The sequence below is a fragment of the Litorivivens sp. genome, assembly GCF_057445395.1.
Genome location: NZ_JBVBUV010000010.1, coordinates 61238 through 74896, shown reverse-complemented (window position 1 = coordinate 74896; position 13659 = coordinate 61238). Strand labels below are relative to the sequence as shown.

Here is a 13659-nt window from a genome sequence, read left to right as displayed (position 1 = left end):
TGCGTCGTACGTCCTTGGGGAGGCTGGTCAACCCGCTGTGGGTCAGGCTGCCAGCCTGGGCTACCGGGTAACGGCTGAAAATGAAGCGCAGGAACAGCGTGTCGCGATGAACGGCTTTCAGTACAGCCATCCAGCGGCATCGCTTACCGGAGAGTTCAAAGATCGAGTGGTCGATGGTAATCTGGTGATTTCCGCGAAGGTAGAAGCCGTTCAAGCCGGACGTGTGCACCTTGCGGGTGTGGTCAATAACGCGTTGGGTGATGCGCTGGTTCTGGCGCAGACTTCTGCGACCCTAGGCAAGGGCGAGCAGTGGGTCGACCTTGTGGTTTATGGTCTGCCTCTGAGAGAGGCCGTGGCACTTGGTCCGCTGAGTCTGGGTGCAATCACGCTGACCACTACGCAGGGCATGCCAAATGCTTTGGGCGACGTTCTACAGGGGGCTCATCAGACCGGTGTTATTGCGCCGACAGCGCTGACCGACAAGCCTTTCGGGCGCGCCAATCTGTTGGATGCCGCCGCGCGGCTGAATGCGCTGGCTAAATGAGAACGTCGCACTGATCTGTTCTCAATAGCGCACTCTCAGTGGTGTTGCATGAAAAAAACCGCACAGTCTGGCTGTGCGGTTTTTTTCAGCTAATCGTTATGTAACCCATCAGACCGGTTTTCATGTGTTCAATCACATGACAGTGATACATCCACTTGCCGGGATTATCTGCGACAAAAGCAATCTGGGCGCGTTCATTCTTTTCCAGCAGGATTGTGTCAGTAAAAAACGGCGTGATGTCGCGCTTGTCGGATTTGATTACCTTGAAAATCAGCCCGTGCAGATGAATGGGGTGGCCGTGAGGGGTGGCGTTGAACAACTCGAAAATATAGCTTTTGCCGAGCGATAGCTCCGCTAACGGTTCAGGCAGGTCGGCGGTGTGCATGCCGGCCCAGGCGCGGCGGTTTATAGTCCAGAACTCGTGGTGTACGTGACCACTTTTGCTCACAGGGGTCATGGCACCGGCCCATTCGAACACAAAGCGCAATGTTTCGGCGGCGGTGAGATCCGGCTCCGAAACCGGGTTGCTGGGCAGTGCCGGTAGCGGCGGTGGTGAGGATCTGCGGATAGGAGACGTTGTGCGCAAGCTGCATATTTTCTGATGAAAGCGACCTTTTACGTCGTAGATCGGTATTTCTACGCCGGCTTCTGCAGGCGTTCTAACGCCTATGTCGAGTCGCATTCCCACGCCCAGAGCCTGTACCGATAACGGCTGGGGTGGCAGCGGCATGGCATCCAGTGCCAGCACTGTGGCCTTGTTTTCTCCCAGGCTGATGGCGAATTGGCGACTGTTATCCATATTCAGTATTCGTACCCGCACGTTGGCGTTGGCCGGCACGCTAAAGGTTGGCAGGCGTGTACCAGACACTGTGGCAATATTGCCAAGCGTACCGGCGCGCGCCGCATGGCGTGGTTCGGACAGGGGCATAAAGTTGCCGTCTTTCTTGAGGCGCCAGTCTTTCAGGCCCACAATCACCTCGTCATCAAAGGCCGGCGGGTCTGCTTCTTCAACTATCAATGCCCCCACCAACCCTTTGCCCAGTTGTTCGATACTGTGCATATGCGGGTGGTACCAGAACGTGCCGGCATCGGGGCAGGTAAATTCGTAGTCGAAGGTTTCGCCGGGCTTGATCGGAGCCTGCGTCAGATAGGGCACGCCGTCCATGGCATTGTCGAGGCGAATGCCATGCCAGTGAATGGTGGTTTCCTGCGACAGTTTATTGATGAAGTGAATACGCAGCGGTTTTCCTTGCTTGGCGCGAATCACGGGCGCTGGAAATTGGCCGTTGAAAGCGAGACCCGGGGTGGCGCCGCCGGGCACAATATTCAGAGGTGTTGGCTCAGCCGTTAGCACGTAGTCGTAGTCCGGGCGGCGCGACAGGCTCAGACTGAAACCGGGCAGGGTCATGGCGGTGGTGGCACCTGCGAATTGTAATAGCTGGCGGCGCTTGATCATGTGGCGATATCCATGTGGTTGTCCCACTTCAGGCCCTTTGCGCGCCCCTGAAGCCGCATTTGGTTTTTCTCCAATGCGACCAGCTGGCCGCGACCATTGCTGGTGACGAACTGACGAGTTTGAAAATTGAAAGCGGCGCCGGCGACATCGTTGAGTTTTTCCAGTGCGTGGAAAGCGCCGTTTTTCCAGATGCTGATACAATTACCGCGCGGGGACGTGGCAACGACTGTGTTGTCGGCGCAGGCAACGCTGGCGATATATTGCGCATGGCTTTGCCATACCGGGACTTCGGCGTCGAGCGGCTGTAGCTGATCTTCCCCGCGATGTCGAAAGAGCAGGGGTTGGACAAGCTCTGCTGGCCCTTCAAATTGCGCGCCAATCGTGACTTCACCGGTGGCGTCTACATCTAGATGGCGCAGGCTTAATTGGTGGTGGGGCGGCCGATACTCGTCCAGCAGCATTGCGTTGCGACTGTCCAGATAGCAAAGCGATGGTTGCATAGTGTCGAGGTTAAGCATGTCGCGGTCGGAATCCGGCAGCGTGAGAATGCCGCCGTTGGCGACCGCCACGGTGTGATCGTCGGGTAGCGTGACCAGCTGGTGAGGACCGACGCCGCCGCTGTGCATCTGGTCGAGTCTTTTGAAGTTATCGAGGGTGTCATAAATCCCGATGATGCCGACGCCGCCATTGGCATAGTCGTTCTCGGCGGTCAGTAGATAGCGGCCATTGCTGACGAAGGTGCCGTGGCCGTAGAAGTGCCGTCCAGTGGCGGCTTTAATATGCGCTTTTACTGCGCCGCTGCTAGCGTCCAGCACCAGCATCCAGCGGCCTGGGCGGCGAGCGAAAAAGACAACACTATTTGACGTCCGATGCAGTATTACATCGTGGCCACGGCCGGGGCTGGGCACTTGAAAGCGCAACTCACCCTGCGCCCAGCAGCACAGAAAGTGTCGGCCCTGGTGATCGGTTGCAGCAGAGTAAATTCGCGCTCCTGCCGATGCTTGAGCAGGGAGCACGGCGCTTGCCAGGGCGCCACCGGCGAAGCCGAGTAGGGTGCGGCGGGTGAGATCAATCGCCATCGTTTGCGTTAAACCCCAGGGTAATTTCAAGTGCAGCGGGCACTTCGCGTTTTAGTGCGGCGAGTAAGCCGCCGAGCACTTGGTGCAACTCGTGAATTGATTGCTGTGCCGCCGGCTCAGCATGGCCCTCGAAAAAGTTGCCTTCAATGGCTGCGGTTGCGCTGATGGCGCGATCGAAGTCGGCGCTAATTTTTTCAGCGAGCTCAGCTGCTCCGCGCTTGGCCAATAGGTTCGCCAGGCCCTTTCCGTCGCCCGCGCTGTAGAGCAGTTGTAGACTGTGCAAGTTGATCAATATGGCTTCGCGCGACTGGCGGCTGCGCCACCATTCAAGCAGATAGGGATTGGCCTGGCCGCCGTCAGCCAAGCCCAGTGGGCGCTCCAGTTTGTCGCGTTTTACGCGCTCCAATCCGTAAACTAACGTTTCTATAACAGCGGCGATAGACGCCTTGGTATCAGGGAAATCGAGATTGTTTTCGCCCGGCTGCGCCCAGTGAGCAAGGTAGTTCTGTCCGTTTGGATGCCACCCCTGATAAAGGGTTTCTCCAACCTGGTGGAGGTTCATTGCTGCTGCACTGAGGTGCTCGCAGTAGTGACCTGGGACACCGCTTACCAAGGACTCGGAGGGTTTGTCGTAAAGCAGGTATTCCATTGCGGATAAACCCTGAATTACCACACTGGCGTCTTGCAGTGCGGGCAGCGTGATGGCATCGTCGCGCCGCACAAACTGTTCGGTTTTGCGGGCGATCAGGTTCTTTCTGTCCGGCCAGAACTGCACCTTCCAGGCCTGATTATTTTCAGTGATAGGGCCGAACTGAATGTTCTGTATGCCTTCCCAGGCATTCATTGCGGCTATCCACTTGCCGCGCATGGCTGCCAGGTCTTTACCGTCGCGCTGCTGTTGAGCACAAAACTGCTGGGCCTGTTGGCTCAGGTTCAGGCTTTCCCCGAGAAAGCGTTCGTGCAACGGGAGAATGGCCAATGCGCCGGTATCATCCAGTGCCGCCTGCTCCGGTGATTTGCCGCAGGCACTGATGAGGGTTGTGAGCAAAACTACAATGATAACGTTACTAAAGCGTTGCATGATGTGTCCTTAAAGCGCGCGCAGGAATTCTACCAGTGCCTGCCTTTCGCCGCTGGTAAATGCTCGAAACATTTGCTGGCTGCGTTGTGCTTCGCCCCCGTGCCAGAGAATGGCTTCCTCGAGTGTGCGGGCGCGACCGTCGTGCAGCCACGGGCCGTCATCCAGTGCCCACAAGGGGGCTGTGCGCCACTCGGCGGCGTCTGCTGAGCCGCTCGGATCAGCCAGGGCCGACCCCATATCATGGAGCAGAAAATCGCTGAAAGGATGAATGGTCTGCTGTGATAGCCGTGAATTGGTGTGCGATCTGGTTTGCCATTGGGGTCGATGGCAAGCCGCACAGCCCGCTTCATTGAACAGCTTCCAGCCCTGGTGGTGTTGGCGTTCCAATCTTGCCTGCGGTATGCCCAAAGCGCTTAGGAATGCGACCACCTGCCTCAAGTGCTTGGTGCTGATTTCGGGTTCACCGCCGCTGATGGCGGAGCAGCCCAGGGCTGGGCAGCCGGGTTCCACCGGGAAAAGGTGGGAAGTAATGCCCATGTCTTCAACAAAGGCGCGTGCAACCTGATGCTCCAGGGATGGGCTTTCCCCCTTCCAGCCGAAGCGTCCCGGCCCATCGGGGGTGTTGGCGACGCGGCCACTGATGCCGTCGTTGTCGATATCGAGCGGGTCGGCCCCTGCGGCGATGTCGCTCGCGGCGATGGCGTCAATCAGACCCATACCTACCAGTGGTGGTGCTAACCGGGGTGACAGCGGCTGTGGCGGCTCGGCCTGAAAAACGAGGGCGCGCAGATTGTGTTGCTCGCCATCGGGGTAACTGTGCGGGTGTTCGCGAAAGGTCAGCGCGACACGACCTTCTGCACTAAAGCCGGGCAGGGCGCGGGTCTGAAGCTGAGAATTCGTTGAATCTTGGAGTCGAAAAATCAGGCCACCGATCTGGTCGGTGGAGCGGGCGGGTAGTTCACCGCGGCCGTTGTGCTGATGGCAACTGCTACAGCTGTGGGCGTTAAACAGTGGCCCGAGACCATCCCGGTCGCGGGTGGTGCTGGGGGCGATAACCCAGGGTTTGGTAAACAAAGACGCGCCGACACTGTGTTCGAGTCGTTCGGCTGGGCTCAGCGCGGTTGATACCGATAGCCGGGTGGCGGGGGTGGAAAGCTCCCCCCCCAGGTTTGCTGGTGGCATCGCCGGCTGGCAGGCGCTGAGCGACGCGGCCAGCCCCAGGCAAAAAACGGACTTAAAACGCCGCACCGGAACTGTCGACGCCCATCGCTTCGGCAAGAGCCTCGAGTGCTTCCGTCTGATACACCAGCGCCTCAATAGCTTCGGTAACCAGAATTCGCCCGGCGAGATTGCCCTCTGCGATCATCTGGTCAAACTTCATAAGTGGCTTGCGCCGCTCTGCGGCGTCTACCAGTGCATGGGTTTTGGCAACGCTCTGGGTCATCGCCTTACGCAGTCCTTCTGCGGCTTTAGGCGCAATGGTGCTTGCCAGCTCCGCCAGCGATGGACCGCCAACGCGATCGCCGTTAATGCGCTGGTACTGCCCCAGATACAGGTTCTGCATGCCCAGCGCATTGTAGTAGTGGGAATAGTGGGTATTGTCACTAAAGCAGTCGTGCTCGTCTTCAGTGGAGCTCGCTTCCAGTGCTACCTTCATCCGCTCGCCGGCCAGCTCACCCAGCGACAATGAGCCAATGCTGAAGATGATGCTGTTGATAACGTCCTCTTCCGTCATCTCGCTGTAGCGCTTATGCAGGGATCCGCCGGACTGCCAGCGGCTTACCATGTCTTCCAGGTCACTGACCAGCAGCTCGGTTACCGCTTTCAGATAGGCGCGACGGCGGTCGCAGTGACCGTTACTGCAGTCCTTTCCGGTTGCGTAGTCGGTGTAGGGGCGCTGTCCGGCGCCGGGGCCGGTGCCATTGAGATCTTGTCCCCACAGCAGAAATTCAATGGCGTGATAGCCAGACGCGACATTGGCTTCAGAGCCCGCAAAGGTATGAAAGGAGCGAATCAGTTCAGGTGTCAGCTTGGTGGCGTCGATTTCCTGGCCGCCGATGTGGATAACCGGGTTGGCAATGATATTGAGCTGCGCGCCAATATTGCCCATTTCATGGAAGTAGTCGCTGGCGACGTAATCGATCAATCCTTCATCCAGCGGCCAGGCGTTGAGCCCGCCTTCCCAATCATCTATCTCCGGATTGGCAAAGCGGAAAGTCTCGCTTTGCTGGTAGGGCACGCGGGCCTTGCGCCAGGCGGTGCGGGCCTCGCCGAGGGTTTTCTCCGAGGGTGTCGCGAGCAGCTGCTCTACGCTCGTTTGCAGCTGGCGCGCCGCAATCAGGGAATCCTCATACACCGCGGATGCCAGTGTGATATAGGTTTGATTGATGGACTCTGCCTGTACCAGGCCGGCCACACTCAGCATAAAGGCGGCAGTGAGGTATTTGATGGTAGAAAAGCGGGGCGCGGGCATGAGGCGCGAACTCCAAAGGCACGAGAATCAGAGCATTGTATGCTTAATGAGAATTGTTCGCAATTAAGGTGGTGGGCTTTTGCCTTGCAGCCGCTGCCAGTAGCGCTCTCGTTCCGCCCTGTCGGCGGTCGGCAGGCGTTCAAACGCTACGCCGCTGTCGCGCTGGTCTGGCTCAAAGCGAATGCCCCACAATGGTCGTGCACTGGCTGGATCCATCGCATAGCGGAAATCGCCCAGAAACCAGTCGTCTGGCGATTCTGCGAATTTGTAGCGGAACAGCCAGTCATCGGAAAAATGTGCGAAGCGCTCTACATCGCGGTGCAAGGTAGTGCCCGATGGGGCGATGTCGTCTGCTGTGATCTGCGCGACCTGAGCACCAGGGGTAAGTCGTGCTGACCCCGGGGGCAGGTAAATGGCGACGTTGTGGAAGGTGCCGCCGCTGTCCACCAGACCTCGCCACAGCAGCAGGTTGGCAAACGAGGGTTTAGTGATATGGCGCTCGACGGGCAACCCGGTGCGCTCTGCCCACTGCAGCAGCGTCTGCTCGGCACGTTGGTGTTGCCAGCCGCCGAGGCTGAGATAGGCAAGTGCCCACAGTGCGGCTGCTGCTATAAATCGGGGGCGCTTAAGGCCGGTCAGAAGCAGTGCGATTAGTGGCAACGTAAACAGTGGATCAATGACGCTGATCCAATTCAGTGCTGCCCGGTGATCGGTCAGTGGCCAGCCGAGTGACGTGCCATAGGACGTGAACGTGTCGAGTATGCCATGAGAGAGGTAGCCTAGCAGACACACAATATACAGTTGTGCAAACCCTATATGTCGTTTCAGCAGGGGGTACAGCAGCAGCGCGACAATGCCACCGCCCACCGGTGCAAACGGTATGGCGTGGGTGAAATGTCGATGGAAGTCGAGCGCGAGCAAAGCGTCTTCACTAGAGCGAATCAGAACATCAAGATCTGGCGCCATGCCTGCTAACGCGCCCGCAACAGCGGCTACCTTTCGCTTGCCGCGTCCGCCGGCTTGCGCCCATAGCGCACCAAAAGTGCCCTGTGTTATCGGGTCCATCGCATAATTTCTTCAGTAAATTCCGGGGCACCATAGCGCAAACCCGGCCGTATGGGAACGCAGGCTCTGGTGACTTCGAGACCTGGTGAGGTGTAGCAGGAATGGCGCGGGCCAGGCCCGCGCTATAAGTGAGGTGTTACTCGGCTTCTTCCATTTCCGATTTGAAGTTGTTCCAGGCTTGCTCAACTTCGTTGGACGCGGTTTTCAGGTTGTCCACCATATCGCTGTACATGTTGGCGATGGCATCTTGCTCATCCTGTGTTGCTGCATCCGCTTCCGCCATGTTGTCTGCGACCTCGTCTTGAAAGTCATCGGCGGCGTCTTTCATGTCTTCGGTGGTGTCGTCAATCTTGTCGAGCATGTCTTCATACATGTCCTCGATCGCCGCGCGCTCATCGGCGGTGGCATAGGCGGCTTTATCCTGTAAGCAACCCAGATAATCCTGGCTCTCCTGGGTGAAATCCTTTAATTCAGCTTTGGCCTGATCCATCTGTGACTGGGTGGCGCTATCACCATCAGGCACGTTAGGCATTTGCGGCTCATTGCAGTCGATCGCAAAGGCTGCGCTGGAAAACAGGGTAACGCCGGCTGTCGTCAGAATAGTTTTGCTGAGTTTCATGAGTCGTTCTCCTCCTTAAGTTTCCGTTGTCAGCAACGGTAGGCGTACCGGAGAGCGATCTCAAACGCTATAGCGGTAATATGCCGCAGTAAAAATGGCCTCAGCAGAAAATTGCGAAAACGCACACGTTTACGGTGTGTGATATTCACAAGCTCGATGTAAATATTTTACGTCTGACGCTAGCGGACTTTGATCTCTGTCCAGAGACGACTGGTCATACGCCGTTCTTTGGTGTTGCGGGCAGTAATGGTTTCCAGCGTTTTGAGCTGCTCGTTGCTGGGGAAAATCGCGTTGATTGCAAGAATCTCGGGCTCGATCAAGCTTTTTGCCGCAGCATTAGGGTTGCCAGTGCCCACGATGTTGGTCAATTCAGCTGCATTTTCCGGTGCCATCATAAAATTGACAAATTGGTGGGCCAATTCCGGGCTACGCGCCTTTTTTGGAATGACCATGTTGTCCAATGCCAGCACAGCACCCTGTTTGGGTAATACAAAGCCGATGGAAAACGGGCGGCCGGCTTCTCGGGCATCACTGCGCGCCTGAAACATGTCGCTGGAATAGCCGTGTGCTACCCAAATGTTACCGACCGTCAGTTCCTTGATATAGCTTGAGGAATTAAACGCAGCCCAATAAGGTTTTGCCTTGAGAATAACTGCTTGAGCTTCTTTAAGGTGTTTCTCATCGGTGTCATTTACCGAATAACCCAGGTATTTCATGGCAGCAGCGAACAGTTCTTCAGAGTCATCCATCACGGTGACTTTGCCTTTAATTTTTGCCAGTACTTCCGGGTCAAAAATCACGCGCCAGTCGGCCGGATCAATGCCAAGCTCTTTCAGTTTATTCTCGTTAAAGCCAATCAGGGTTGTGGTGAATGCATAAGGCATGGAGAACTGATTGTCTGGATCGTAGCTACGCTGTAAGAAACCGGCTGACACATTTTTAGTGTTTGGCAGTTTGGTTTTATCCAGCGGCATCAGAAAGCCCTGTTTGATCAGCGCTTCGACGGCATTTTGAGTGGGCACAACTACGTCGTAGTCGCCGCCACCGGCCAGGAGTTTGGCCATCATTTCTTCCGTGGAAGAGAAATAGTCCTGCACCACTTTGCATTTGCACTGCTTTTCAAAGCGAGTGACTGTCTCTTCGGCGATATAGTCGTTCCAGTTAAATAGATTCAGCGTCTTATCCGCGTGAGCCTGTGACAGGCCCAGTGACAATACACTCAACACAACACCAGCAAACAGTTTGTTCATAGTTCAGCTCCGGAGGGATTGCGGGGAGAAGCGAGACAGGGCGGTGATCAGAATCAGCGTCACTAGCATCAACAGTGTCGATACGGCATTTACTTCTGGTGTAACAGCAATCTTGACCATGGAATAAATTTCCAGGGGAAGGGTGGAGCTGCCGACACCTGCGGTGAAAAACGTCACGACAAAATCATCGATAGACAGGGTGAAAGCCATCATCATGCCGGCAATGATACCGGGCGCGAGTAGGGGCAGCGTGACCAGTCGAAAGCTTTGCCAGGGAGTGGCTCCGAGATCGCGGGCAGCTTCAAGCAAACTGTCGTCCATGCCTGCCATGCGTGACTGAACTGACAGTGCAACAAAGCCGATGCAGAAGCTCACGTGGGCAAGAATAATGGAAACCATGCCCAGACTGATATTCATCAGCATAAACGTGAGTAGTAGGCTGACACCAATCAGGATATCGGGCATGGCAACCGGGCCGAGCACCAATGCGGTGAGCCATTTTTGCCGAAAGCGATGCAACGCAACCCCCGCAAAGGTGCCGAGCACGCCTGCCATAACGGCAGCGCAACCGGCAATAATCAATGAGTTGGCGGCTGCCTGCAGCATCGCATCGTTTGCGGCCAGCTGACGGTACCACTTGAGTGTAAAGCCAACCCACTCCGCATTCAGGCGCGAATCATTAAATGAAAATATTGCGACTACAACCAGCGGAATATACAGGAACAAGTACACTGCAATCGCCGCGCAGGTGACAAAGGGGTTGCGCTGTCTCATACGATCACCTGCGGAAAACTCACGACAAAGCTCCCGGAGTGCGGCCCAGTTTACCGGCGATCACGACCAATACCAGGGTGATGGCGGTAAGCACCAGTGACAACACGCTGCCAAAGGGCCAGTCACGTGATTCCACAAATTGCTGCTTGATCACGTTGCCTATCATAATGCCATTGGTGCCACCTAACAGGTCTGGTATGGCGAAAATGCCGAGTGTGGGGATAAACACCAGCACTGCTCCGGCATAGAGGCCGGGCAGGCTCAGCGGCCAGGTTACTTTCCAGAACCGCTGGCTGCGATTGGCACCGAGATCCTGGGCAGCGTCGAGCAGTGCAGGGTCGTGCTTTTCCAGGTTGGCGTACAGCGGTAGAACCATAAACGGCAGATGTACGTAAACCAAACAGGTAATAACGGCCACGCTGCTGAACATCAGGTTGATGGGTTCGAGTCCCAGCGCCGCGGTTACCTGATTCAGACCAGCCGTAAGTGCACCCTGTGGGCTGAAAATGATCATCCAGGCGTAGATGCGTACCAGAAAATTGCTCCAGAAAGGCAGAATAACCAGCAGCAGCAATAGGTCGCGGTTACGTTTCGGGCTTTGCGCAATGGTCAGTGCCAGTGGGTAGGCCAGTAGCACACAAATAGCTGTGGTCAGCAGAGCAAACAGGAGCGACTTTACCAGCAATTGCAGGTAGAGAGTGCTTTCAAACAGGCGCTGCCAATTTTCCAGTGTCAGATCGAAGGTGATGGAACCCTCTTCGATGTAATACCACGGAGCAAGGCCGCCGTAGTCTCCGGGAAAGCGAAACGATGCCAGCAGCATCAACAGGCCGGGCACGGCGAAAAAGGCAATAAGGTAAACCGCCGGCGGCAGGGTCAGCAGCAGTTTGGCGCGAGCTTTCATTCAGCGCACCAAATGGCCAGCATCGCGCGGCCAGCAGATTTCCACGGCGTCGCCGGCATCGAGCAGTCGAGCCCGCCCCGGCGCACTATTGGCCAGCAATGCTTCGATCAACACGGGCTTGCCCTGAACTTTCACTTCAATGATGTAAACTGTTACGTCACCCAGATACAGCATGTCGTGCACGGTGCCGGGGAAGTGCACTTCATCGCTTTCCGGAGCCACACTTTTTGCCAGGCGAATTTTTTCCGGGCGCAGTGTGAGGGCGCAGTCATCGCCGGCAGAGAACGTAATCTGCGGATTGCTTTTTACGTCCAGCTCGCCAAGACCGTCTATCGCAATGCGGGTGGTATCGTCGCTACACCGCACGACCTTGCCATCGAGCAAATTGCACTGGCCGATAAAGTCCGCCACAAAACGGTTTTTTGGGCTGCTGTAGAGCAGCGATGGCTCGTCGATCTGGCTGACTTCGCCGTGATTCATTACGGCGATACGATGGGACAGGGCCAGCGCTTCACCCTGGTCGTGGGTTACATAAACAAAGGTAATGCCCACTTCTTTTTGCAGGTTGATCAGCTCAATCTGCATCTGTTCGCGCAGTTTCGCGTCCAGTGCTGAAAGGGGTTCATCGAGCAGTAGCAGGCGCGGCCGATTGACCAGTGCACGCGCAATGGCAATGCGCTGGCGCTGTCCACCTGAAAGCTCTTCGGGAAAATGCCTGGCCTTATCGGGCAGCCGTACATCGTCCAGCACCTTGGCTACGCGGTGGTCGATCTCACTTTTCTTTACTCCGGCCATGCGCAGCGGAAAAGCGATATTGTCGGCCACGGTTAAATGCGGGAAAAGTGCGTAGCTCTGGAAGACCGTATGCACCGGACGCTTTTCCGGCGGCAGCGAGAGCAGAGATTTACCTTCCAGCAAAATATCTCCGCTGTCCGGCGTATCAAAGCCCGCAATAGAGCGCAGCAGTGTGGTTTTGCCACAGCCAGACGGGCCCAGCAGGGTGAAAAACTCCCCGGCCTGTACCTGCAAGCTGACGCTGCTGAGCGCCTGAAAGTCGCCAAAGCGGCGTGACACGTTAACAATTTCCAACACGCCTGGGAGACTCTCCTTTGGCCCAAAACAGGGGGTGGTTAAAAACCGCGCTAATGTCGGGCTAAGTGTGCCTGTCGTCAATACCTTAGGCAAAATATTTTTACTGTAGACCGGTTGTCCGGTGCCATGCGCGCTTGCCGGTTAACTTCTCTTAACTATACGCTCGGATAGTCTTTGGCTACACTCGGCCAATAACCCTAATAAATTCGAGGTATGTCATGCTCTCGCAAATGGACGATTATCCGTTGCATCAGGTCGCGGATGTAATGCGCTTTGTCGGCACGTCTGATCGCAATTTTTACGACCGCTATTATTTCAACATGCACGCCTCCAGCGATGACCTGTTTATGGTCATGGGTATGGGGCAGTATCCGACGCTGGGGGTGCAGGATGCGTTCGTTGTAGTGCGTCGTGGAGACCAGCATCACGTGGTACGTGCCTCCCGCGAGCTTGGCAACGATCGTATGGATACCTCGGTGGGGCCGTTGCGGGTGGAGGTCATCAAGGGCCTGGAGAAAGTCCGCTTTATTGTTGAAGAATCTGCGGACCATCCCATTGCTATGGATGTGGTTTGGGATGGCGCGATCCCGGCCTTTCTGGAGCCCCGGCAGTATATTCGCAAGCATGGCCGTGTGTTGTTCGACTCTGTACGTTTTGCTCAGACTGGTTGCTGGACAGGAAGCCTGCGGGTGGGAGATGAAACCTTTGACGTGACTCCTGATCGCTGGAAGGGAAGCCGCGATCGATCGTGGGGAATTCGTCCGGTGGGTGAACACGAGCCGCCCGGGATTCACGCCGGTACCGCCGTGATGGAGGGCATGTGGAATTACTGCCCCATGCAGTTCGATGACTTTTCCATTCTCTATATTCTCAACGAGCACAACGATGGTACCCGGGTGCTGGAAGAAGCGGTTCGGGTTTGGAATGACCCGGAACGCGAGCCGGAATGGTTGGGTCGCCCGGAACACGAACACAACCTGGTCGTTGCTAAACCATACCAGACCTTTATTGATTCGGCGGTCATCCGGTTTCCGGAGGCACCCGAAGGCCCTCTTGAGGTGAAAATCACGCCGCTGACTCATGTATGGGTCATGGTGGGTACCGGCTACGGTCTGGAAGCGGATTGGAAGCACGGCATGTATAAGGGCAAGCAGGTGGTGGAGAGCTTTAGCCTGGATATGGAGGCGGATAAAGACCGCATGTTTGGTCTGGTCGACAACGCGGCCCGTTTCGAGCTCAATGGGCAAGTGGGTTACGGCCTGTTTGAATATGGTTTTTTCGGCGACTTTGACCGCTATAACGTGAAGTAACGGGATTGGATT

General features: G+C 56.3%; 13 protein-coding genes. 2 read left to right on the top strand and 11 right to left on the bottom strand.

Annotated elements, in window-relative coordinates; translation table 11 throughout:
- The coding region (locus AC222A_RS05290) for a hypothetical protein (protein ID WP_486774706.1) at positions 1 to 544 on the top strand (544 nt) is incomplete at its 5' end.
- Between the two features lie 85 nt (positions 545 to 629).
- On the opposite strand, the gene AC222A_RS05285 is transcribed toward AC222A_RS05290, so the two are convergent.
- From AC222A_RS05285 to AC222A_RS05235, 11 genes are all read right to left on the bottom strand, one after another.
- Positions 630 to 2000 carry a multicopper oxidase family protein gene (locus AC222A_RS05285; RefSeq protein WP_372810803.1) on the bottom strand — a complete coding sequence of 457 codons (1371 nt, stop codon included), beginning with the start codon at positions 1998 to 2000 and terminating at the stop codon, positions 630 to 632.
- On the bottom strand, positions 1997 to 3079 hold the full coding sequence (locus tag AC222A_RS05280; protein WP_486774705.1) for a DUF1513 domain-containing protein: 1083 nt from the start codon (positions 3077 to 3079) through the stop codon (positions 1997 to 1999). Before AC222A_RS05280 ends, AC222A_RS05285 begins: the two co-directional genes overlap by 4 nt.
- Positions 3069 to 4160 carry an imelysin family protein gene (locus AC222A_RS05275; RefSeq protein WP_486774704.1) on the bottom strand — a complete coding sequence of 364 codons (1092 nt, stop codon included), beginning with the start codon at positions 4158 to 4160 and terminating at the stop codon, positions 3069 to 3071. The genes AC222A_RS05280 and AC222A_RS05275 overlap by 11 nt, the downstream gene beginning before the upstream one ends.
- 9 nt (positions 4161 to 4169) lie before the next feature.
- On the bottom strand, positions 4170 to 5342 hold the full coding sequence (locus AC222A_RS05270; protein WP_486774703.1) for a di-heme oxidoredictase family protein: 1173 nt from the start codon (positions 5340 to 5342) through the stop codon (positions 4170 to 4172).
- Positions 5343 to 5394: 52 nt separating this feature from the next.
- A complete protein-coding gene (locus AC222A_RS05265; RefSeq protein ID WP_372747594.1) occupies positions 5395 to 6633 on the bottom strand; it encodes an imelysin family protein in 1239 nt (412 codons plus the stop codon).
- A gap of 63 nt (positions 6634 to 6696) precedes the next feature.
- Complete coding sequence (locus tag AC222A_RS05260; protein ID WP_372747593.1) at positions 6697 to 7698, bottom strand: metal-dependent hydrolase; 1002 nt, start codon at positions 7696 to 7698, stop codon at positions 6697 to 6699.
- Between the two features lie 136 nt (positions 7699 to 7834).
- Positions 7835 to 8317 (bottom strand): hypothetical protein, encoded by a 483-nt coding sequence (locus AC222A_RS05255; RefSeq protein WP_372747592.1) that lies wholly within the window; start codon positions 8315 to 8317, stop codon positions 7835 to 7837.
- A 179-nt stretch (positions 8318 to 8496) separates the two neighbouring features.
- The gene (locus AC222A_RS05250; RefSeq protein WP_372747591.1) at positions 8497 to 9567 is read right to left on the bottom strand and encodes an ABC transporter substrate-binding protein; all 1071 of its coding nucleotides are present in this window, start codon (positions 9565 to 9567) and stop codon (positions 8497 to 8499) included.
- A 3-nt stretch (positions 9568 to 9570) separates the two neighbouring features.
- Entirely contained in the window at positions 9571 to 10341 is a 771-nt protein-coding gene (locus AC222A_RS05245) for an ABC transporter permease (protein WP_372758436.1), read from the bottom strand.
- Between the two features lie 19 nt (positions 10342 to 10360).
- A complete protein-coding gene (locus AC222A_RS05240; protein ID WP_372747588.1) occupies positions 10361 to 11245 on the bottom strand; it encodes an ABC transporter permease in 885 nt (294 codons plus the stop codon).
- Positions 11246 to 12337 (bottom strand): ABC transporter ATP-binding protein, encoded by a 1092-nt coding sequence (locus AC222A_RS05235; RefSeq protein WP_372747586.1) that lies wholly within the window; start codon positions 12335 to 12337, stop codon positions 11246 to 11248.
- Positions 12338 to 12555: 218 nt separating this feature from the next.
- Between AC222A_RS05235 and AC222A_RS05230 the strand changes: the two genes are divergently transcribed.
- The gene (locus tag AC222A_RS05230; protein WP_486774702.1) at positions 12556 to 13647 is read left to right on the top strand and encodes an Rv3169 family protein; all 1092 of its coding nucleotides are present in this window, start codon (positions 12556 to 12558) and stop codon (positions 13645 to 13647) included.
- Positions 13648 to 13659 lie beyond the last annotated feature (12 nt).